The sequence below is a fragment of the Pseudomonas sp. B21-053 genome, from assembly GCF_026016365.1.
Taxonomy (GTDB): domain Bacteria; phylum Pseudomonadota; class Gammaproteobacteria; order Pseudomonadales; family Pseudomonadaceae; genus Aquipseudomonas; species Aquipseudomonas nunensis.
This window is the reverse complement of record NZ_CP087205.1, coordinates 6,610,113-6,632,004: the sequence shown is the minus strand read 5'-3', so window position 1 is coordinate 6,632,004 and position 21,892 is coordinate 6,610,113. Positions and strand designations below refer to the sequence as shown.

At 60.0% G+C, this 21,892-nt stretch carries 19 protein-coding genes and 1 riboswitch; of the genes, 8 read left to right on the top strand and 11 right to left on the bottom strand.

The window, feature by feature from the left end; all coding sequences use genetic code 11:
- Positions 1-105: 105 nt before the first annotated feature.
- The 3 genes from LOY68_RS29765 (at position 106) to LOY68_RS29755 (ending at position 3,326) form a co-directional block, all read left to right on the top strand.
- Positions 106-1,881, top strand: coding sequence for a flavin monoamine oxidase family protein (locus LOY68_RS29765; RefSeq protein WP_265041380.1), 1,776 nt, complete (start codon positions 106-108; stop codon positions 1,879-1,881).
- 267 nt (positions 1,882-2,148) lie between these two features.
- Positions 2,149-2,700, top strand: a complete 552-nt coding sequence (locus LOY68_RS29760) for a cytochrome b (protein ID WP_054044351.1) — start codon at positions 2,149-2,151, stop codon at positions 2,698-2,700.
- Positions 2,701-2,732: 32 nt separating this feature from the next.
- On the top strand, positions 2,733-3,326 hold the full coding sequence (locus tag LOY68_RS29755) for a YceI family protein (protein WP_265041379.1): 594 nt from the start codon (positions 2,733-2,735) through the stop codon (positions 3,324-3,326).
- Between the two features lie 474 nt (positions 3,327-3,800).
- Here the strand turns inward: LOY68_RS29755 and LOY68_RS29750 are convergent, their stop codons facing one another.
- The 4 genes from LOY68_RS29750 to ahcY all read right to left on the bottom strand — a co-directional run bounded on the left by LOY68_RS29750 (position 3,801) and on the right by ahcY (position 9,309).
- The gene (locus LOY68_RS29750) at positions 3,801-5,684 is read right to left on the bottom strand and encodes a DEAD/DEAH box helicase (RefSeq protein ID WP_163911018.1); all 1,884 of its coding nucleotides are present in this window, start codon (positions 5,682-5,684) and stop codon (positions 3,801-3,803) included.
- 223 nt (positions 5,685-5,907) lie between these two features.
- A complete protein-coding gene (locus LOY68_RS29745) occupies positions 5,908-6,723 on the bottom strand; it encodes a substrate-binding periplasmic protein (protein ID WP_265041378.1) in 816 nt (271 codons plus the stop codon).
- Positions 6,724-6,894: 171 nt separating this feature from the next.
- Positions 6,895-7,740 (bottom strand): methylenetetrahydrofolate reductase [NAD(P)H], encoded by an 846-nt coding sequence (metF, locus tag LOY68_RS29740; protein WP_054044345.1) that lies wholly within the window; start codon positions 7,738-7,740, stop codon positions 6,895-6,897.
- Between the two features lie 159 nt (positions 7,741-7,899).
- Positions 7,900-9,309: an adenosylhomocysteinase gene (ahcY, locus tag LOY68_RS29735; RefSeq protein WP_054044343.1), complete on the bottom strand. Its 1,410-nt coding sequence runs from the start codon at positions 9,307-9,309 to the stop codon at positions 7,900-7,902.
- Positions 9,310-9,332: 23 nt separating this feature from the next.
- Positions 9,333-9,434, bottom strand: a riboswitch (S-adenosyl-L-homocysteine riboswitch).
- A gap of 198 nt (positions 9,435-9,632) precedes the next feature.
- Between ahcY and LOY68_RS29730 the strand changes: the two genes are divergently transcribed.
- Together LOY68_RS29730 and LOY68_RS29725 are read left to right on the top strand one after the other, a co-directional pair.
- Positions 9,633-10,037: an acyl-CoA thioesterase gene (locus LOY68_RS29730; protein ID WP_054044341.1), complete on the top strand. Its 405-nt coding sequence runs from the start codon at positions 9,633-9,635 to the stop codon at positions 10,035-10,037.
- Positions 10,038-10,212: 175 nt separating this feature from the next.
- Positions 10,213-11,094 (top strand): formate/nitrite transporter family protein, encoded by an 882-nt coding sequence (locus LOY68_RS29725; protein WP_163911027.1) that lies wholly within the window; start codon positions 10,213-10,215, stop codon positions 11,092-11,094.
- Here the strand turns inward: LOY68_RS29725 and LOY68_RS29720 are convergent, their stop codons facing one another.
- Complete coding sequence (locus LOY68_RS29720) at positions 11,095-12,360, bottom strand: cation:proton antiporter (RefSeq protein WP_265041377.1); 1,266 nt, start codon at positions 12,358-12,360, stop codon at positions 11,095-11,097.
- Positions 12,361-12,516: 156 nt separating this feature from the next.
- Complete coding sequence (locus LOY68_RS29715; protein ID WP_054616901.1) at positions 12,517-13,686, bottom strand: MFS transporter; 1,170 nt, start codon at positions 13,684-13,686, stop codon at positions 12,517-12,519.
- A gap of 284 nt (positions 13,687-13,970) precedes the next feature.
- Here LOY68_RS29715 and LOY68_RS29710 point away from each other — a divergent pair, with 284 nt between their 5' ends.
- Both LOY68_RS29710 and LOY68_RS29705 read left to right on the top strand, forming a co-directional pair.
- Complete coding sequence (locus LOY68_RS29710) at positions 13,971-14,804, top strand: EamA family transporter (RefSeq protein ID WP_054616900.1); 834 nt, start codon at positions 13,971-13,973, stop codon at positions 14,802-14,804.
- A gap of 40 nt (positions 14,805-14,844) precedes the next feature.
- On the top strand, positions 14,845-15,228 hold the full coding sequence (locus tag LOY68_RS29705; RefSeq protein ID WP_054044268.1) for an MAPEG family protein: 384 nt from the start codon (positions 14,845-14,847) through the stop codon (positions 15,226-15,228).
- A gap of 128 nt (positions 15,229-15,356) precedes the next feature.
- On the opposite strand, the gene LOY68_RS29700 is transcribed toward LOY68_RS29705, so the two are convergent.
- Positions 15,357-16,535, bottom strand: coding sequence for a murein transglycosylase A (locus tag LOY68_RS29700; RefSeq protein WP_265041376.1), 1,179 nt, complete (start codon positions 16,533-16,535; stop codon positions 15,357-15,359).
- 128 nt (positions 16,536-16,663) lie between these two features.
- Between LOY68_RS29700 and LOY68_RS29695 the strand changes: the two genes are divergently transcribed.
- A complete protein-coding gene (locus LOY68_RS29695) occupies positions 16,664-17,113 on the top strand; it encodes a c-type cytochrome (RefSeq protein ID WP_054044264.1) in 450 nt (149 codons plus the stop codon).
- 130 nt (positions 17,114-17,243) lie between these two features.
- Here the strand turns inward: LOY68_RS29695 and LOY68_RS29690 are convergent, their stop codons facing one another.
- The 4 genes from LOY68_RS29690 to LOY68_RS29675 all read right to left on the bottom strand — a co-directional run bounded on the left by LOY68_RS29690 (position 17,244) and on the right by LOY68_RS29675 (position 21,860).
- Positions 17,244-17,639: a DUF1090 domain-containing protein gene (locus LOY68_RS29690; RefSeq protein ID WP_265041375.1), complete on the bottom strand. Its 396-nt coding sequence runs from the start codon at positions 17,637-17,639 to the stop codon at positions 17,244-17,246.
- Between the two features lie 99 nt (positions 17,640-17,738).
- The gene (gene ligB, locus LOY68_RS29685; protein ID WP_265041374.1) at positions 17,739-19,412 is read right to left on the bottom strand and encodes an NAD-dependent DNA ligase LigB; all 1,674 of its coding nucleotides are present in this window, start codon (positions 19,410-19,412) and stop codon (positions 17,739-17,741) included.
- Between the two features lie 243 nt (positions 19,413-19,655).
- A complete protein-coding gene (metK, locus tag LOY68_RS29680) occupies positions 19,656-20,846 on the bottom strand; it encodes a methionine adenosyltransferase (protein WP_163911044.1) in 1,191 nt (396 codons plus the stop codon).
- 18 nt (positions 20,847-20,864) lie between these two features.
- Positions 20,865-21,860 (bottom strand): ArsR/SmtB family transcription factor, encoded by a 996-nt coding sequence (locus LOY68_RS29675; protein WP_265041373.1) that lies wholly within the window; start codon positions 21,858-21,860, stop codon positions 20,865-20,867.
- Between the last annotated feature and the right edge of the window lie 32 nt (positions 21,861-21,892).

Here is a 21,892-nt window from a genome sequence, read left to right as displayed (position 1 = left end):
TAGACGTCGCTGGCGGCGTTTTGATGGCTGACGTATTCTTCGCGGTTCTTTGAGTCGTCTGGCTCGCAAAACCGCTTTTTCTCGTGTATTTCCGGAGTTCGCTGAATGTCTGCTGGTTGGCTGCGCGCCTGTGCGCTGGTGATGTTGGGGCTGTTCAGCGTTTCGGCGCTGGCCAAAGATAAAACGGCGATCGTGATCGGCGGCGGGCTTTCGGGCCTTACCGCGGCCTACGAGCTGCAAAACAAAGGCTGGCAGGTGACCCTGCTGGAAGCCAAGCCAAGCCTGGGCGGTCGCTCCGGCATGGCCACCAGCGAGTGGATCGGCAACGACAAGGCCCAGCCGGTACTGAACAAGTACGTATCGACGTTCAAGCTTGGCACCACGCCAGCGCCTGAATTCGTGCGTACGCCGGGCTACCTGATCGACGGCGTGTATTTCACCGCTGCTGATCTGGCGACCAAGGACCCGGTGACTGCCGAAGCGCTCAAGCGCTACGAAAAAACCGTGGATGACCTGGCAAGCTCGATCGAAGATCCGCAAAACCCGGCCGCGAACAACACGTTGCATGCCCTGGATCAGATCAACGTTTCCAACTGGCTCGATCGTCTGGCATTGCCAGCCACGGCTCGCCAACTGATCAATCAGGAGATTCGTACCCATTACGACGAACCTTCGCGCCTGTCGCTGTTGTACTTCGCCCAGCAGAACCGGGTTTACCGAGGTGTTTCCGACCGTGACCTGCGCGCTTCGCGCCTGATCGGTGGTAGCCCGGTGTTGGCCCAGGCCTTCGTCAAACAACTGAAAACCATCAAGACCAGCTCGCCGGTTTCGTCCATTACCCAGGACAAGGACAGCGTGACCGTCAAAGTCGGCAGCGTGGGCTACCAGGCTGACTACGTGGTGGTTGCCGTGCCATTGCGCGCACTCAGCAAAATCGTCATGACCCCGTCGCTGGATGCCCAGCACATGGGCGCGATCAAGGGCACCAACTACGGCTGGCGCGACCAGATCATGTTGAAGTTCAAGACGCCAGTGTGGGAAAGCAAGGCGCGGATGTCCGGCGAGATCTACAGCAACGCCGGTCTGGGCATGTTGTGGGTAGAGCCGGCGCTGAAGGGCGGCGCCAACGTGGTGATCAACCTGTCCGGCGACAACGCCCGGGTGATGCAGGCCTTCGGCGACAAGCAGATGGCCGATCAGGTGCTGATTCGTCTGCACGCGTTTTATCCACAGGCCCGTGGTTCGTTCACTGGTTATGAAATCCGCCGCTACAGCACCGACCCGTCGATGGGTGGCGCTTACCTGGCCTTCGGCCCGGGCCAGATCAGCAAGTACTGGCGCCTGTGGGAACGTCCGCTGCAACGCGTAGCGTTTGCCGGCGAACACACCGACACCTTGTATCCGGGCACCCTGGAAGGCGCATTGCGCACCGGTCAGCGTGCGGCCGGTCAGGTTGAAGACCTGGCGGCCGGCAAGTCGTTTGAGCCGGTGAAAGTTGTTCCAGCAGCCACCGCTGCAGCGGCCGGCGCAGTGGCGGCGAAGAAAGGTAACTTCTTCACCAACCTGTTCGGTGGCTCGTCGGATGACGACAAGAAGCCAGAACCGGTCAAGGTGCCAGAACCTGTAGCTCCGCCAGCACCGACACCTGCTCCAGTGCCAACCCCGGCCCCTGCGCCAGTGGAAGCACCGAAGCCTGCGGCCCCGGTCAAAGCCGAGCCAGCGAAAAAAGCGACCAAGCCTGCGGCGAAGAAACCTGCGGCGAAAACCGAGGCCAAAAAGGCACCGGCCAAACCGGCAGCGAAGAAAGCTGAACCGGCGAAGAAACCAGCGGCCAAGCCCGCTGCAACGACCCCGGCAGCGACCGATACCAAAGCGCAGTAAGGCTTTGAGTTGATAAAAAGCGCGGCAGCGATGCCGCGCTTTTTTTATGCCTGAAGAAAGCCGTTATCAAGAATCGAATAAACCTTGTGGTGGAGGTGTTCTTTGATTGGACGTCTTTTCTTTTCACACATTGGGTCTTTAATCTTTCCTTAACTGATGCATTACAGACTCTTGATCGTATTTCTCGATATTTCAAAGCGAAATTTTCCGCTTTAAATCGATAGATAACTCGATAGTCTTGGTCGCAGTTCTCACGGGATATGGGCAATGCAGCTACGTAACTCTTCTTCTCGCTACGGTTGGGTCAGCGTTCTACTGCACTGGGGCGTGGCGTTGGTGGTCTTCGGGCTGTTCGCGTTGGGCCTGTGGATGGTTGGCCTGGATTACTACAGCACCTGGCGCAAAGACGCGCCGGACCTGCACAAAAGCATTGGCCTGACGCTGTTCGCCATCATGCTGCTGCGGGTGTTGTGGCGTTTCATCAGTCCGCCGCCGCCAGCATTGCAGAGCTATAGCCGCATGACGCGCCTTGGCGCCAAGTTCGGCCATGCGTTCCTGTACATCAGTCTGTTTGCTGTGATGATTGCCGGCTACCTGATTTCCACCGCAGACGGTGTCGGTATCCCGGTGTTTGGCCTGTTTGAGATTCCTGCGCTGGTGTCCGGACTACCGGATCAGGCAGATACCGCCGGTGTGATTCATCTGTATCTGGCATGGCTACTGGTAATTTTTTCCGGTCTCCATGCGTTGGCAGCATTGAAGCACCACTTTATCGACCGTGATGCGACGCTGATGCGAATGCTCGGCCGCAAAGCTTGAAGTTCAACCTCGACTCCAAAGGAATAGAAAGCATGTTGAAAAAGACTCTCGCCGCTCTGGCAATCGGTTCTGCTCTGCTGTCCGCCAACGCGATGGCTGCTGATTACACCGTCGACAAAGAAGGCCAGCACGCCTTCGTCGACTTCAAGATCAGCCACCTGGGCTACAGCTTCATCACCGGTACTTTCAAGGATATCGACGGCAAGTTCAGCTTCGACGCTGCCAAGCCGGAAGACAGCAAGATCGAGTTCAATGTGAACACTTCCAGTGTGTTCACCAACAACGCTGAGCGTGACAAGCACATCGCCAGCGCTGACTTCCTGAACGCGAGCAAGTTTGCTAAAGCCACCTTCGTCTCCACCGCAGTCAAATCCACCGGCAAAAACGCCGCTGGCAAAGACACTGCTGACGTGACCGGCGACCTGACCATTGCTGGTGTGACCAAGCCAATCGTGGTCAAGGCGACTTTCCTGGGTGAAGGCAAGGATCCATGGGGCGGCTACCGTGCAGGCTTCGAAGGTACTACCAACCTGAAGCGTTCCGACTTCGGCAAGCAGAAAGACCTGGGCCCATCGTCCGATGCGGTCGAGCTGTACATCACCTTTGAAGGTGTGAAAGCGAAGTAATGCTGAGACTGTAGGAGCTGCCGCAGGCTGCGATCTTTTAAAATCAAAAGATCGCAGGCTTCGCCAGCTCCTACAAAAGCTCTTCGTAGCGCACACAAAAACGCCCCCGATCTCGCGATCGGGGGCGTTTTTTTATGCCTGCCAAAATCCGCATGACCTCCGCATATCCCCTGTGGGAGCGGGCTTGCTCGCGAAGGCGTCGTATCGGACAACATCTCAGTTAACTGGCAGACCGCTTTCGCGAGCAAGCCCGCTCCCACCTTTGATCTCCAGTAAACACAAACATCGGACACGACAGAGATCCACTGTGGGAGCGAGCCTGCTCGCGAAGACGGCGCATCAGTCGACATCAATGTTGAATGCTCAATCGCTTTCGCGAGCAGGCTCGCTCCCACAGGGATTGTTTGTGGGGGCAGGGAAACAAAAATGCCCCGGATCTCGCGATCCGGGGCATTTTTTGTTTACTTCAAAAACTCAGCGATTGCGGGTCAGCAAGGCTGGTTTTTCGCCGCGCGGGCGACCTGGCAGTTGATCCAGTTGCTCAGGAGTCGGGAACCGATCGGTTTTCGACTCTTTATGGATGATCTTCGGTGCCGGGCCACGCGGGTTCTGCACGGCCGGTTCCGAACGAGGCTGGTCGTCACGGGCCGGACGGCGGTTGCGGGACTCTTCGCGACGGGCCTGACCGTCACGTGGAGCGCCGTTGCGTGGGCCGCTACGCTTGGCTGGCGGGGTGCCGGTGGTGGCGCCGTCGCTGCTGCGTGGACCGCTTTGGCGACCCTGCGGCTTGCCGCCGGTGCGCGGAGCACCTGCACCAGCGCCAGCTGCCGTACCTTGTGCCGGAGCACCTGGACGGCGACCACGACCCTGGGCCGGTTTGGCCTGAGGCACGTAGTCAACGCGGTTACCGAAGTTATCCACATCGTCGTCCAGGAACTCGTCCGGAGCACGATCAGCGGCGGCAGCGCGTGGCGCCGGACGCTGTTGCTCGCGCGCCGGGGTGCCTTCGCGTGGTTTGTGTTCACGGGCCGGGCGATCGCCACGGCCAGTGGCAGCAGGTTTTTCCTTGCCGCCCTTGTCCTTGCCTTTGTCTTTACGACCGCCGCCACCGCCAGTGCCGGTCGGACCGTCGCCGCGCGGGCCACGTGGGTTGCGCGGGTTACGCACATCCGGACGCTCGCGGACTTCTGGTTTCTCGGCTTCTACAGCGCTGGAGTCGAAGCCCATCAGGTTGCCGTCGGCAATCTTCTGCTTGGTCATGCGCTCGATGCTTTTCAGCAGCTTTTCTTCGTCCGGGGCCACCAGCGAGATCGCCTCGCCCGAACGACCGGCACGGCCAGTACGGCCGATACGGTGCACGTAGTCTTCATCGACGTTCGGCAGTTCGAAGTTGACCACGTGTGGCAACTGGTCGATGTCGAGGCCGCGAGCGGCGATGTCGGTGGCAACCAGGATGCGCACTTCACCGGCCTTGAAGTCGGCCAGGGCTTTGGTGCGCGCGTTCTGGCTCTTGTTGCCGTGGATGGCGACGGCGCTCAGGCCGTGTTTGTCCAGGTACTCGGCCAGGCGGTTGGCGCCGTGCTTGGTGCGGGTGAAGACCAGAACCTGTTCCCAGGCGCCGGCGGTAATCAGGTGCGCCAGCAGCGAACGCTTGTGGCTGGCGGCCAGGCGGAACACACGCTGTTCGATACGCTCGACCGTGGTGTTCGGCGGCGTGACTTCGATGCGTTCCGGGTTGTGCAGCAGCTTGCCGGCGAGGTCGGTGATGTCTTTGGAGAACGTCGCCGAGAACAGCAGGTTCTGGCGTTTGCTCGGCAGACGGGCGAGGACCTTTTTCACGTCATGGACGAAGCCCATGTCGAGCATGCGGTCGGCTTCGTCCAGCACGAGGATTTCCACGTGGGACAAATCGACGCTGCCTTGGCCGGCGAGGTCGAGCAGGCGGCCAGGGCAGGCCACCAGCACGTCAACACCGCGGGACATGGCCTGAACCTGTGGGTTCATGCCGACGCCGCCGAAAATGCAGGCGCTGACGAACTTCAGGTCACGGGCATAGACCTTGAAGCTCTCGTGTACTTGAGCCGCGAGTTCGCGGGTAGGGGTCAGGACCAGTACGCGCGGTTGGCGCGGGCCGTGACGCTGGGATTTGTCCGGGTGACCGTTGGGGAACAACCGCTCCAGAATCGGAAGGGCGAAGCCGCCGGTTTTACCAGTACCTGTCTGAGCCGCGACCATCAGGTCGCGACCTTGCAACACGGCGGGAATGGCCCGCTGTTGCACCGGAGTAGGCTCGGTATAGCCCGCTGCCTCGATGGCGCGGACTAAAGCCTCGGAGAGACCGAGGGAAGCAAAGGACATGAGTAATCCTGTTTTAGTTAGGGCTTGGCCCAATGGGAGTCTTGCCTGGCGCGAATGGCGTTTAAGAGGAACGCAATCCCGTCCGGTCCTGCTGGGTTTCGAAGGCTCGTCTGGAGCGCTCGCGCGGGCTGAAAAGCTGCGCTGTAGCGGGGTCGAGATGCCTTGAACGATTCCGAGCGGCCGGGCGTGAGCCTGGCGGGAAGGCCGGAGTATAACAGAGCAATCACTGCGCGCCGCTTTCCTGCTGCTCAACGGTTTTCTCGCGCACGGCGGTGGCGCTTGTGGCTTTGATATCGGGGCCGGGACTTGCGCCATAACGGGCGCTCAGCTCCGCATACGCGGGCTCGCGCTTGAAACGCTTGAGTTCGGCGCCGAAGCGTTGCACCAGCAAATCCATACCGGCGTTGCGCCGAACCGCCAGAAATTGGCTCTGGTGGCTGATGATCGTGGGGTTTTCGGTGATCTGATCGCGGATCTTCAGCTCATCCAGCAAATGTTGGCCGACCCGGCGATCAGTGATCAGCAGGTCGATCCGTCCACGCAGCAGTTTGCCGAAGTTGGCTTCGTGGGTCGGCGCGGGCTCGCGGGTAAACAGCGTCGAGCCGCTGAAGTCCTCGCTGTAAAGATAACCCGGCGAGGTGCCGATGGTCAGGCCTTTCAGGTCATTGAGGGTGCTGAACGGATGGGGGCGCTCGTTGGCGTAGAACATCACGAACTCGACTTCGGAGAGTGGTTCGCTGGGGTAGAGCAGCGTGGCGTCACGCTCGTCGCTGTGGAAAATATCCAGCGCACCGTCGGCCTGACCGGTGTCGAGCATCGACAGGCAGCGCTTCCACGGTAGGAATTGCCATTCCACTTCAATCCCCAGGCGTTTGAAAACGATGGCCGTGGTTTCGTAGTCCAGGCCCAGGGATTTGCCGTTTTCCTCGTACACGTAAGGTGCCCACGGCTCCGTGACAATGCGCAATTTCTCGCCCCGAGCGGCAAAGCTCAGGCAAGTGAAAAGAAGCAGGGTCAGTAACTGCGTGATCAAAGGCATGGCTTGAGATTACGACGAGAAACCGTAAAGAGCCAGAAACTGGCCGCAGAAGCTCTGCTTCGGGCCTCAAAAGCAAAAGATCGCAGCCTTCGGCAGCGCCCACAGACGCGTAGGAGCTGCCGAAGGCTGCGATCTTTTGATCTTGCCTTTATTTCGTTTTTTGCTTGTTTCTTAACGCGGCAACTTCAGGTTGTTCCACACCGCCAGGCTTGGTTCAGCCTGGTTCAACGTGTAGAAGTGCAACCCTGGCGCGCCACCTTGCAGCAAGCGTTCGCACATCTCGGTGATGACTTGCTCACCAAAGCCTTGAATGCTCTGGGTGTCGTCGCCGTAGGCTTCCAGTTGCTTGCGGATCCAGCGCGGGATTTCCGCACCGCAGGCATCGGAGAAACGCGCGAGTTTGCTGTAGTTGGTGATCGGCATGATCCCCGGCACGATCGGGATATTCACGCCCATCGCCCGTACACGCTCGACGAAGTAGAAGTAGCTGTCGGCGTTGAAGAAGTACTGGGTGATTGCACTGTCGGCGCCAGCGTTGGCCTTGCGCACGAAGTTGTTCAGATCGTCTTCGAAATTGCGCGCCTGCGGATGCATTTCCGGGTAGGCGGCGACTTCGATGTGGAAATGATCGCCGGTTTCTTCACGAATGAATTCAACCAGGTCGTTGGCGTGGCGCAGTTCACCGCTGGCCATGCCCATGCCCGAAGGCAAGTCACCGCGCAGGGCAACGATGCGGGTAATGCCGGCTGCCTTGTATTGCGTCAGCAGGCCACGCAAGTCGTCCTTGCTGTCGCCCACGCAAGACAGATGCGGTGCGGCAGGGACTTTGACTTCGCTTTCGAGCTGCAACACGGTGTTGATGGTGCGATCACGGGTCGAACCGCCAGCGCCATAGGTGCAGGAGAAGAAGTCGGGGTTGTAAGTTGCCAACTGACGAGCAGTGGCGAGTAGCTTTTCATGCCCAGCGTCGGTCTTCGTAGGGAAGAACTCGAAGCTGTAGCGACGATCTTGGGACATGGTCATATCCTTGGAAACGCGTAAGCCAGAGGCTTGCACATCCCAATGTGGGAGCGGGCTTGCTCGCGAATGCGGTGTGTCAGACGACATTAATGTTGAATGATGAACCGCATTCGCGAGCAAGCCCGCTCCCACAAGGGAGAGCAGGCTGCAGGTCGATCAGTAGCGGTATGCGTGCGGCTTGAACGGACCTTCGACGGTCACGCCGATGTAGTCGGCCTGGGTCTTGGTCAGTTGAGTCACGACGCCGCCGAAACCGCGGACCATTTCCAGGGCCACTTCTTCGTCGAGTTTCTTCGGCAGTACTTCAACCGTCAGGCGCTCGGCTTTCTGGGCTGGCGACAGGTCGGCGTACTTCTGGCCGAACAGGAAGATCTGAGCCAGAACCTGGTTGGCGAACGAACCGTCCATGATGCGGCTTGGGTGACCAGTGGCGTTACCCAGGTTAACCAGACGGCCTTCGGCCAGCAGGATCAGGTAGTCGTCGTTCTGGGCATCGAATGCGCCAGGACCGGTACGGTGGATCTTGTGAACCTGTGGCTTCACTTCTTCCCATGCCCAGTTCTTGCGCATGAAAGCGGTGTCGATTTCGTTGTCGAAGTGGCCGATGTTGCAGACAACAGCGCGCTTCTTCAGGGCTTTGAGCATGTTCGAGTCGCAAACATTGACGTTGCCGGTGGTGGTCACGATCAGGTCGATCTTGCCCAGCAGTGCTTTGTCGATGCTTTCTTCGGTGCCGGTGTTGATCCCGTCGATGAACGGCGAAACCAGTTCGAAACCGTCCATGCAGGCTTGCATGGCGCAGATCGGGTCGACTTCGGAGACTTTAACGATCATGCCTTCCTGACGCAGGGACTGGGCCGAGCCCTTGCCCACGTCACCGTAACCGATGACCAGCGCTTGCTTGCCGGACAGCAGGTGGTCGGTACCGCGCTTGATGGCATCGTTCAGGCTGTGACGGCAGCCGTACTTGTTGTCGTTCTTGCTCTTGGTGACCGAGTCGTTGACGTTGATGGCCGGGATTTTCAGCTCGCCCTTGGCCAGCATGTCCAGCAGGCGGTGAACGCCAGTGGTGGTTTCTTCGGTGACGCCGTGGACGCGGTCCAGGATCGCCGGGTATTTCTTGTGCAGCAGCTCGGTCAGGTCGCCGCCGTCGTCGAGGATCATGTTGGCATCCCATGGCGCGCCATCTTTGAGGATGGTTTGCTCAAGGCACCACTCGTACTCTTCTTCGGTTTCGCCTTTCCAGGCGTAAACAGCGATGCCGGCAGCGGCGATGGCAGCAGCGGCCTGGTCTTGAGTCGAGAAAATGTTGCAGGACGACCAGCGAACTTCGGCACCCAGGGCAACCAGGGTTTCGATCAGCACGGCAGTCTGAATGGTCATGTGGATGCAGCCGAGAATCTTGGCGCCTTTGAGCGGTTGCTCACCGGCGTACTTGCGGCGCAGACCCATCAGGGCTGGCATTTCGGATTCGGCGATGATGGTTTCGCGACGACCCCAGGCAGCCAGGGACATGTCGGCAACTTTGTAATCGGTAAAACCTGCAGGCGTGATAACAGCGCTCATGATGAGCCTCCATTCGTAATGTATGCGAATGGGCGCCGTTGTGCGTTTAGTGTCCGGTCGATGAGACCAGGCAACGCCCCATCCGAGCCTGACAGGTTTGACCTGCTGCAGCGCCCCTCGGACAGGTGGCGGGAAAACGGTATCAAAGGATCGTTACCGTTCTGAAACGGTGGCGATTATAGCGGGCTATTCTTATCTTCCAAAGCCTTTCTGCAGGTCAATGTCTGAACGGTAATCGAGCCCATAGTCGATGCTTGATAGAGCTCTAGGTCGGGCTCTGCCATGATGGCGCCCATCATTCGGCAAGACGCTCAGGAGTGAATATGAATTTCCACACCCGCAAATGGGTAAAACCCGAAGACCTCAACCCCAACGGCACGCTGTTTGGCGGCAGCCTGTTGCGCTGGATCGACGAAGAAGCGGCGATCTACGCCATCGTCCAGCTGGGCAACCAGCGCGTGGTCACCAAGTACATTTCCGAAATCAACTTCGTCAGCGCCTCGCGCCAGGGCGACATCATCGAACTGGGCATCACTGCCACCGAGTTCGGCCGCACCTCGATCACCCTGACGTGCGAAGTGCGCAACAAGATCACGCGCAAAAGCATCCTCACGGTAGAGCGCATGGTCTTCGTCAACCTGGGTGAGGATGGCTTGCCGGCGCCGCACGGGCGGACCGAGATCCTGTACGTCAAAGACCAGTTCAAGGATGAAGTCGTCAGCGATTGAAATCGGTGGCGCGCCCTTTGCGAGCAAGCTCGCTCCCACATTAGGCCGCGATCCAATGTGGGAGCGAGCCTGCTCGCGAAGGCGACCGAAAGATCACCGTTGTTTTAACGGTCAGTGAACAGCTCCGAACCCCGCGTGTCGTACGTACATGACACGCCACCGGTTCCGGAGCTCCATGGACACTCAAAAAGACGGCAAGACCCCGAACCTCTCGGCTGAAGAACAGCACGACGTCGAAAAGAACCAGCCGCCCCGTGCGGCGGTGCTGCATGAAATCATCCGCACCCAGGGCGATCAGGAGCTCGAGCGCAGCGTCGCCGCCCTCTGGTGGTCGGCCCTCGCAGCAGGCCTGACCATGGGCCTGTCGCTGATGGCCATGGGGTTGCTCAACTCGCGGCTGCCGGACGGTGAAGGCTTCAAGGTCATCGCCAGTTTCGGCTACTGCGCCGGTTTCCTCGCGGTGATCCTGGCGCGCCAGCAACTGTTCACCGAAAACACCCTCACCGCCGTGCTGCCGGTCATGACCAAGCCCACGCTGAATAATTTCGGTCGGTTGATCCGTCTGTGGGGCGTCGTGTTGTTTGGCAACCTGTGCGGCACGTTGCTGGTGGCCTACGTGATGCTGCACCTGCCGATTTTCGATACCAAGACCGACCTGGCCTTCCTCGAGATCGGACGCAAGATCATGGAAAACAGCGCCAGCCAGATGTTCGCCAAAGGCATCATTTCCGGCTGGATGATCGCCACCATGGTCTGGATGATTCCGTCCATGGAGAGCGCCAAGATGTGGATCATCATCCTCATCACCTACCTGATGGCGCTGGGGGATTTCACCCACATCGTGGTCGGTTCGGCGGAAGTGTCGTATCTGGTGTTTGCCGGCGAGTTGCCGTGGAAGGATTTCTGGCTGGTGTTCGCCGGGCCGACGCTGGCGGGCAACATCATCGGCGGCAGCTGCATCTTTGCGCTGATCAGTCATGCGCAGATCCGCAGCGAAAGCGGGCCGCCGAAGCAGGGCACGGATCAGCAGGCCGATCCGCGCAAGCTCAAGAAGTAATCAGTGATGCTCAGCCTGTGCCGTTGGCGCAGGCTCATCCTTGGTCACGTGCTTGACCAGTTTGCCGATGCTCAAACCCTGCAACAGGATCGACGACAACACCACGATGTAGGTGATGCTCAAGATCAGATCGCGCTCCGGGCCCAGCGGTAACGCCAGGGCCAGCGCCACCGAAACACCGCCGCGCAAACCACCCCACGTCAGAATCCGGATCGTCCCGCGCGGAACCGTGCGCCAGCGCCGCAGCAGCAGGATGGCCGGGGCCACCGTCAGCAGGCGCGACAGCAGAATGGCCAGCGCCAGCAAACTTGCGGCCAGCACATGCAGCCAATTGAACGGCAGCAGCAACAGCTCCATGCCGATCAGCGCGAACAGCAAGGCATTGAGCATGTCATCGAGCAATTCCCAGAAACCGTCCAGGTACTTTCGGGTCATGTCGTTCATCGCCAGGTTGCGTCCCAGGTTACCGATGATCAGGCCGGCGACCACCATCGCAATCGGTGCGGAAACGTGCAGCTCCGAGGCCATGGCCGAACCGCCGATCACCAGCGCCAGGGTCAGCATCACTTCGATCTGATGCTGCTCGATGCTCTTGATCATCAGGTACACCAGGTAACCGATCAGCCCGCCAAACAGCACACCGCCAATCGCCTCATGGACGAATAGCATAGCCGTGGCGCCGACGGTCGGGGTTTCACCCAGCTGCGCGATGCCGAGCAACACGGTGAACACCACCACCGCCGTGCCGTCATTGAACAGCGACTCGCCGACGATCGTGGTTTTCAGTGGCTTGGACGCGTTGGCGGTCCGCAGCACGCCGAGTACGGCAATCGGGTCGGTGGGGGAAATCAGCGCGCCGAACAGCAGGCAATAAAGGAGGCTCACGTGCCAGCCGAACAGGGCAAAAATGTAATAGGCGAGGCTGCCAATCACTGCGGTGGCGATCAACACACCGAACGTCGCCAGCAGACCGATGGGCCAGCGGTAACTGCGCAAGTCGTTCAGGTTGACGTGCAGCGCGCCGGCGAACAGCAGGAACGACAGCATCCAGTTCATTAGCAGATCACCGAAATCGATCTGGCCGATCAGTTGCTGCACGCGTTCTTCCAGGCCGGGGTAGCCGATGAAGCTCAGGCCTTGCAGCAGCAGGGAAAACATCAGCGCGGTGACCATCACGCCGATGGTCGGCGGCAGGCCGATGAAACGGAAATTCACGTAGGTGAGGAGGGAGGTGAGGCAGATAAACGCAGCGACAAGTTCAAGCATCCGGGGTCCTTTGGATGAGGGGTGAGAAATGGGGGTTTCAGGCAGTTGGACCGAGTTGGTTTCTTCGCGGGCAAGCCTCGCTCCTACAGGGGGCTGTGTAAGTCCTGTAGGAGCGAGGCTTGCCCGCGAAAGCAATCTCGGGAGCAACTCAATTATTCAGCCGGACACATTGACCGCAGTCGCGCCACGACGTTGCAGGTAGATATAGAAAAGCGCCGTGAGCACCGTCAGGCCACTGACCAGCGCACCGGTCCATGGCAAGTCGGCCAGGTCCGCGCCACTGGCAACCACCAGCCCGCCAATCCACGCACCGGCGGCATTGCCGAGATTGAATGCACTCTGGTTCAACGTCGAACCCAGATTCGGCGCTTCATGCGCCTGATCGATAATCAGCAGTTGCAGGATCGGGCACAGGGCAAACGCAAAAATCCCCCACAACACCAGCGTAATCGCCGCCGGAATCACCGAATGGCTGGTCTGGCTGAACGCCGCCAACACCACCATGACCGCCAGCGCCATGCCCACCAGCGACGGCAGCAAGCGACTGTCTGCCAGCCGACCACCGAGCATGCTGCCCGCCGTCAGGCCGACGCCGAACAACAGCAGCATGATGGTCACGCCATGCGGACTGACGCCGGTGATGTCTTGCAGGATCGGCGCGATGTAGGTGAACACGCTGAACAGACTGGTGGACGCCAGCACGCTCATGCCCAAGGCCAACAACACATTGACCTTGCCCAGCACTTTGAACTCACTGGCGAGGTTGGCCTTGTCCATGGCGATGTCTTTCGGCAGCCAGACCCACTGGGCAATGGCCGCGATCACACCAATCACCGACACCGCCCAGAACGTCGAGCGCCAACCGGCGTACTGCCCAAGCGCGGTGCCCAGTGGCACGCCGAGCACGTTGGCCAGGGTCAGGCCGGTGAACATCATGGCAATCGCCTGGGCGCGTTTGTTTGGAGCGACCAAACCTGCTGCGACCACCGAGCCGATACCGAAGAACGCGCCGTGGCACAGCGCGGTGACCACCCGGGCGGCCATCAGCGTCGCGTAATTCGGCGCCAACGCACACAGAATGTTGCCGAGGATAAACATCAACGTCATCCCCAGCAGCGTGGCTTTGCGTGGCATGTTGGCGGTGCCGATCGCCAGGATCGGCGCGCCGAACACTACGCCCAGGGCGTAACCGGTGATCAACAGACCGGCGTGGGGAATGCTCACGGCGAGGTCGCGGGCAACATCGGGCAGCAAGCCCATGATGACGAATTCAGTGGTGCCGATGCCGAACGCGGCAACAGCGAGGGCAAGCAAGGCGAGTGGCATGCGCAAGGTCTCTGTCGGTAGTCTTGACGCTCTGATCAGGCATACGCAGGCCAACGACCGTTCTCGAGGAGGACGGGCGGGGGCAGAAATTATTGGAATTAGTCTGTGCGCAACTGAGTGCGGCGTGGTCGCTTGCAGTATAAACAGCTGCGGACATATGGCGAATCAATTATCTGCCTGCGTCTTGTAGGAGCGAGGCTTGCCCGCGAAGGCGTTCTTGAGATTGCCTTCGCGGGCAAGCCTCGCTCCTACGGGGGGCGCGGCGGGCAAAAAAGGAGTGGGCCGTGCTTGCAACAGCACTGGTGTTGGTGGCGGCGCTGTTGCATGCGGCGTGGAATACCCTGATCAAGTTCAGCGCCGAGCGATTACTGGTGGTGGCTTGCATGGACAGCGTGGCGATGTTGTTTGTCGCCGTGATGCTGCCGTTCGTGAACCTGCCGCCCATGGATATCTGGCCGTGGATTCTGGCGTCGGCGGCGTTCGAGTTGCTGTATCGCTATCTGCTGATCCAGGCCTATCGAGTCGGTGACTTGGGGCTGGTCTATCCGCTGATGCGTGGGTTGTCGCCACTGGTGGTGCTGGCGCTGACGCTGATCTTCGCCGGGGAAGTGCTGACGCATCAGCAGATCTTCGGCATTTTGCTGATCCCGTTCGGCATGCTTTGCCTGCTCTGGCAGGGCGGTGGCGGTGCGCGCTTGCCGTGGTCGATGTTGCCGGTGGTGGCGCTAATCGGCCTGTGCATCGGCTGCTACACCTTTATCGATGGTCAGGCCTTGCGGCGCTGGTCGCATCCGCTGGATTACCTGGTCTGGGTCACGTTGCTCAGTGCCTGGCCGTTCCCGTTGCTGGCGCTGGTGCGCAAACGACCGGCGTTCATGCTGTTTTGGCGTGAGCAGTGGCGACTGGGGCTGGCGGTCGGGTTTTGCGTGTTGTTCAGCTACGCTTTGGTGCTGTGGGCCATGCAGCTGGGCTCGATTGCCGAAGCGGCCGCGTTGCGCGAGATCAGTGTGATTCTGGTGGTGTTGTTCGGCATGCGCTACTTGAAAGAACCTTTCGGCCGGCCACGGCTCTTAGCCTGTGGGCTGGTGCTGATCGGCATGCTGGTGATGAAGTTTTGACTGGCCCCCGAATTTTTTAAATTGAAGAAGGGACTGCTTTATGACGGTTGCTCTGTGGTGCGTATTGATCGCGATTTTCCTGCCGTATATCTGCACGGCCGTTGCCAAGGCCAGTGGCGGGTACCGGTTGCAAGACAACCATGATCCCCGTGATTTTCTTGAGTCGTTGAATGGTTTCGCCAGACGGGCGCATGCGGCGCAGTTGAACAGTTTTGAGGTGATGCCGGCGTTTGCGATTGCGGTGATCGTGGCGCATCTGGTGGGCACAGCGCAGTTGGTGACGGTCAACGTGCTGGCGGTGCTGTTTATCACCAGTCGGTTGCTGTACATCATTTGTTATCTGGCGGACTGGGCGATCTTGCGGTCGCTGGTGTGGTTTGTGGGGATGGGGTTGATTGCGAGTTTCTTTTTTGTGTCGGTCTGAAGCTGGCTGTCGGGATTTTTGGTGCTAGTTAGGTCCTCTTCGCGAGCAGGCTCGCTCCCACAAGGGAAATGCATTCCTATGTGGGAGCGAGCCTGCTCGCGAAAGCTATCGAACGGCCAATAGATGACTCAAGGCTTCACCGCATCAGCTACCTGAGGAACTGTCGGCAACGCCGCACCCTTAGGCCACAACATCCAGATTTGCCCCTGCTGTTTCATGTCCCCGGCCAGTTGCCCGGCCGCTTCGCCGGTGCCCCAGAACAGGTCCGCACGGACTTCGCCGGCAATCGCGCCGCCCGTGTCCTGAGCGGCTACCGGGCGAACCAGTGCGCTGCCGTCCGGTTTGGTGGTCGACAGCCACAACAGACTGCCCAACGGAATCACCTTGCGATCCACCGCCGCGCTGTAGCCGGCCGTGAGCGGAACGTTCAGCGAGCCGCGTGGCCCTTCGTTGCTGTCCGGGTTTTGGGTGAAAAACACGTAGCTGGGGTTGCTGCCGAGCAGTTGCGGAATGCGCGACGGATTGGCCTTGGCCCAGGCGCTGATCGCGCCCATGGTCACGTCTTCCTTCTTCAATTCACCCTGATCCACCAGCCAGCGGCCAATCGGCCGATAGGGATGGCCGTTCTGGTCGGCATAAGCGATACGCAACTGGCGACCACTGTCGAGCTGGATACGCCCGGAGCCCTGGATTTGCAGGAACTGCAGGTTCATCGGATCGGTCAGCCAGGCAACGACCGGTGCCTTGACCCCTTTGCTCTCGATGGTGGCGGCGTCGTCATACGGCTTGAGCACGCGACCTTCAAGTCGACCGCGCAGACGCTTGCCCTTGAGTTCCGGGTAAATGCTGTCCAGGGACACAATGATCATGTCCTCGGGCACGCCGTACACCGGGATGTTCGCCACTTCAGTCTGGGTCAGGCTGCCGGGGTACACCGGTTCGTAGTAACCGGTGATCAGGCCGTTGGGATTGTCGTTGGCGGCGCGCAGGCCGTAAACGTCGAGGTTCTGTTTGAGGAAGCCGCGAATCTCTCCGGCGGTTTGCGGCACATTCGCCGACGCCGCGCAGGTCGAGCCCCAGACCGGGTCGGCCTTGAGTCGGGTGCAAGCGCTGCGCCAGGAACCGAAGCCCGCCACCAGGTCGCTATCTGACACGGCCGGCAAGGCTTCCCAGGTGGCGCTGGAATAAGTGGCCAGGGCATGAGTTTTCGGGGTGTTGTTTTCGCCACCGGTGCAGCCCGCGAGCACGGCCACCATCGGAAGGGTCCAGGCGAGACGGGGACGCCATGCCTTGAAACGGCTGTTCATGGAGAATTTCCTTTGACGGTTGCCTGAGTGCTCCATGCGCTCAAACAACCCTTATTGATAATAGGGCTATTGGTCTTTAACGATGACGCGAGGATACTGGCCGCCGTTCCCCGTGACCTGAAGCCACCATGACTCTTAAAAGACTTTCTGTTGTATTGCTGGCCTGCCTGACCTTGTCTGCCTGCGGCGGTGTTGACCCGAATTCTCCGCTGGGTCAACGCAAGGCGATTTTCAAGCAAATGCTCAAGACCGGCGAAGACCTGGGTGGCATGTTGCGTGGTCGTATTCCGTTTGACGGTCCGAAGTTCGCTGAAGGCGCGACGAAACTCGACGCGTTGTCCCATGAGCCATGGAAACATTTCCCGCAGGTGCGCGAAGAAGATCACACCAGCGCCAAAGACAACGTGTGGCAGCAACAGGCACGCTTCCAGGAAATGGCCCGCACCCTTGAAAGCGCCACCGGTGAATTGGTGATCGCCAGCCAGGTCCAGCCGTACAAGGCCAGTAATCTTGGGCCGGCGGTGCAGAAAGTCGAAGATGCCTGCAGTGCGTGCCATAAACAGTTTCGGGATCATTGATTTGTGGTGTTCTGGCTGACGCCTTCGCGAGCAAGCCCGCTCCCACAGTTGATCGCATTCCAACTGTGGGAGCGGGCTTGCTCGCGAAGGCTGCCAGAAGATCGACACAAGCCTCCGGGGTTACCTTTTCTTACTTATCCAACTCATCCAGCGCTTCCTGCAATTCCTTGCGGGATTCGGCGAGTTTGTCTTTGCGTTTGTTGATCTTCTCGGCATCGCCCTTGCTCATGGCCTTGTCGAGATCGGCCTGACGCTTGCTGACTTCATGCTTGGCATCGAGCACCTTGTTCTCGCGTTCCTTTTTCAAGGAGGCGTCGGTGCAGTGTGCGGTGACTTCGTCCAGGGCGGTCTGGAGACCGGCCTGCTGATCGGCATTGCCGTGGCTCTTGGCCAACTCGATCTGGTTAACGATGCCTTGTTTCTTGGCGGCGCAACCGGTCAGTTCCGGAATTTCTTCGGCGGCCATCAGTGGGGTGGCCAACACGCCGCAAACGGCCAGCAGGGCGAGCGGTGAAAGTAGTTTCATAAAAGCTCCATGCGCAAAGGCAATCGGATCGATGTGGCAATGGGCTGTTTGAGCGCAGCGCCACCATTGGGTTCCCAGGCTGACAAGCATTGTTGGTCGCTAAAAACCGTCGATGCCTGCCACCCGTAATGTTTCACTCAAGGCCAGGACCTGCGGGTCGCGGAAAAACGCGCTCAGTTGCGCTGCGCGTCCCGGGCCGATGCCTGCTTCGGCTTGCCATTGTTCGTTGCTGCGTTGGGCCAGGACCTGCCACGAATCAGCGAGCTGCGCCTGACCCGTCGGTGGCAAGCCCAACGCTTTTAGCCAGCGAGCGAAAGGACGTCGCCGGGCACTTTCAAAACTGTTTAAAAGACGAGCGCTGCTGCGCTCGCCGAAGCCATCAATGTTAGCAAGCTCTTGGGCATCGAGGGTCAACCAATCCAGCAGGCTGTTGAGGCGGCCTGTTTCGAAAAGTTTCTCCCAGGTGCCAGGACCTACGTGGGGCATTGCCAGCCCCTGCTTGCCGCTGAGCCAGGTCAGCCGCGCAAGGAATTGACTCTCACATCCCGGTGTCGGTTGCCAGCAACTCAAGTGATGAAAGTCCGACGCCAGCGGTGCATTCACTTCAGGGCGTTCGGTGCTGCGCAGCACCACATCATCGAGCCTTGGAATGGTCAGGCCCGCGAGGCTGATGGCGACTTGATCGCCGGGGCGAATATCCAGTTTCTCCCAGCGTTGCAGGGAGCTGACGCTCACGCGCTTGATCTGGCGGTCATCGAGTTTCACTGGCGCAAGCTCCAGCACTGGCGTAATCCGCCCGGTCCGACCGATCTTGAAATTGACTTTGCGCACCTCGGCCAGCGCCTGGGCAAAAGGGTATTTCCAGGCGACGCTCCAATAAGGCGGCCGCGCCTGCCAGCGCTCGGCGGACGGGCGCTGATCCTGGCGCAGGACGATACCGTCGCTGGCGAAGGGCAGCGGGGAGCGATACCAGTGATCACGCCAACGTTCAGCGTCGGCGAAGGTACTGATCGGCTGACTGAAGGCCTCGGTGGTCGGGAAACCCAACTCACTCAGCGCCGCCGCCCTGGCAGGCAAACTGGCCGGGCCTTGCGGCCAATCCCAGACAAACAGACCGATCCCGGCAGCCTGCTCGGCACTCAGCGTCTTGCGCGCCATCAATCCCGCAACGGTTGCCCGGGCGTTGAGGCTGCCGGCTTGGGCTTGCACGTGATCGGTCAGGCGCCAATAGAGTTCGCCTTGCACCAACAAGTCCAGCGGTCGGGCCAGTTGCCGAGGAATGGCGGCGATCTGGTGGGCGGAGCTGGTCCAGTCCTGGCCGTGCAATCCATCGCCCCGACTGATCGCCTGATGCAGCAAGCCTTTGCGATAAATCAATGACACGGCCACGCCATCGACCTTGGGTTGAACCCAGACGTCCTTGCGCTCACGCAACCAGTGTTCGACGCCGCGGCCATGGTGGAGTTTTTCCAGACCGGTGTGGGCGGTCGGGTGAGGCACCTTGCCGCCCGCCGTTCGTAGCGGCTCGTCAGTGGCGCCGAGGTTGAAGCAGGCGCGCCATTGCGTCAGACGGGCGCGGGACTGGTCGTAGAGTTCATCGGCAATCAGTGAGCGGCCGTTGCGGTGGTAGTTCTCGTCCCACGAGTCGATTTGTTGTTGGACAGAATTGATCTCGGCCTGGGCACGGGCGGGAGGCCAGTCGGGGCAATCGGTGGCGCTGGCGGTCAGCGTTGTCAGCAGGAGGGCGAAAAACAGGCGCAGGTTGGGGAGCATCGAGAGCGTCCTTGCTCATTGGAATGCTTGAGAGGCTAGTCGGTCTTGCGCTTTGTGGGTCCGGGTTGTTTTTCGGGGTGTTTCGAGCGCGAAAGATCAAAAGATCGCAGCCTTCGGCAGCTCCTACAGGTGTACGTCAAACCAATGTAGGAGCTGCCGAAGGCTGCGATCTTTTGATTTTGCCTAATAAAAAGCCCCGCACGGCGCGAACCGTGCGGGGCTTTTGGTACCGCCGGGGAAGTCTTACAGGCCGGCAGCAGCGCGCAACGAGTCGGCGCGGTCGGTCTTTTCCCAAGTGAAGGTGGTGAAAGTATCGTCACCCACAGTCTTGGTTTGCGGGGTGCGACCGAAGTGGCCGTACGCAGCGGTTTCCTGGTACATCGGGTGCAGCAGGTCGAGCATGGTGGTGATTGCGTATGGACGCAGGTCGAACACTTCGCGAACCAGTTTGACGATTTTGTCGTCGCTGATTTTGCCGGTGCCGAAGGTGTTCAACGAGATCGACGTAGGCTGGGCCACACCGATCGCGTAGGAAACCTGAATCTCGCAACGCTCGGCCAGGCCGGCAGCGACGATGTTCTTGGCTACATAACGACCAGCGTAGGCGGCCGAACGGTCAACCTTCGATGGATCTTTACCCGAGAACGCGCCGCCGCCGTGACGGGCCATGCCGCCGTAGCTGTCGACGATGATCTTGCGACCGGTCAGGCCGCAGTCGCCAACCGGGCCACCGATGATGAACTGGCCAGTCGGGTTGATGTGGAACTGGGTGTCTTTGGTCAGCAGTTCGGCAGGCAGCACGTGCTTGACGATCAGCTCCATCACGCCTTCGCGCAGGTCTTTGTACGACACTTCAGGGTTGTGTTGGGTCGACAGTACAACGGCGTCGATGCCGACAACCTTGCCGCCTTCGTAACGGCAAGTCACTTGCGACTTGGCGTCCGGGCGCAGCCAAGGCAGCAGGCCGGATTTACGGGCCTCGGCTTGCCTTTGCACAAGCTGGTGCGAGAACGTGATCGGTGCTGGCATCAGCACGTCGGTTTCGTTGCTGGCGTAGCCGAACATCAGGCCCTGGTCGCCGGCGCCCTGATCTTCAGGCTTGGCGCGGTCAACACCCTGGTTGATGTCTGGGGACTGCTTGCCGATGATGTTCATCACACCGCAAGTGGCGCCGTCGAAGCCGACATCGGAGCTGTTGTAGCCGATGTCCAGGATGACGTTACGCACGATTTCTTCCAGATCGACCCAGGCCGACGTGGTGACTTCACCTGCGATGATTGCCACGCCGGTCTTGACCAGAGTCTCGCACGCCACACGGGCGAACTTGTCTTCAGCAATGATGGCGTCCAGCACCGCATCGGAAATCTGGTCGGCGATTTTGTCCGGATGCCCTTCAGACACGGACTCGGAGGTGAAGAGGGAGTATTCGCTCATCTCGATGTTTTCCTGAATTTACCGATGGTGAGTGTCGCCAGTCGGCCGCTGAAAATGGCGGACCTGGATCTGGAAACCATTGCGTAAGCCTACATAGAGGCTTTCCCCGGGAACGAGTCCCGCAGCGGTGGCCCAACGGGCCAAATCGTCCTGTTCAAACCCCAACCACAGATCACCGCAGGCCTCCCTGGCCCAACTCTGGTTGTGGCTACATAACTCTGTCACGAGCAGGCTACCGCCCGGTTGCAGCAAACCGGCCATGTGCTTGAGCGCTTCGGCCGGCGCGGCAAAATGGTGCAGTACCATGTTCAGCACAACGCAATCGGCGGTAAGGCTCACACCGTTCAGTGCATCGGCCAATTGCAGGCTGACATTAGTCAACGTTTCACGTTCGCAGACCTGGCGCGCCAGTTCGAGCATCGCCGGGCTGTTGTCCAGCGCCGTGACCTGCGTAAAGCGGCGCGCCAGTTCCGGCAGGAAACCGCCGTCGCCGGGGCCGACTTCAATCGCCGTGGCGCCTGCGCTGAAACTCAGCTTGTCGAGCAGCGCCACCACGCTTTCGCGGTACTGCGGCAGGCCGGCGATCAAGTCTTGCTGGGCGCGAAACTTCTCCGCCACCCGTGAGAAAAAGTCCTGGCTGGCCGCTGCCCGTTGCCCATGGACCTGACCGATCCGCGACTGCACATCCCCAGGCAGGGTCAGGTTATCCACTTCTTCGAGCAAGGCCGCGTGCAGCTTGCCGCCCAGCAGATCGGTGTGGGGCAGGGCGCGACGGTAGAAAATCGCGTTGCCTTCACGCCGGGTCGCCACCAGGTCGGCCTGGGCCAGCACCTTGAGGTGATGACTCATGCCTGACTGGCCGATGCCGAAGATCTGCGCCAGTTCCAGCACGCCGAACGAATCGTTGGCCAGCGCGCGCAATACATTCAGCCGCAGAGGATCACCGCCGGCCTTGCACAGGGCCGCCAGCTCATCGCAATCGTCATGTTGAATGGAAGGCACGCGTAAATTCATAAGGCCAGCAGTCTAGTGATGGTCAGAAAACC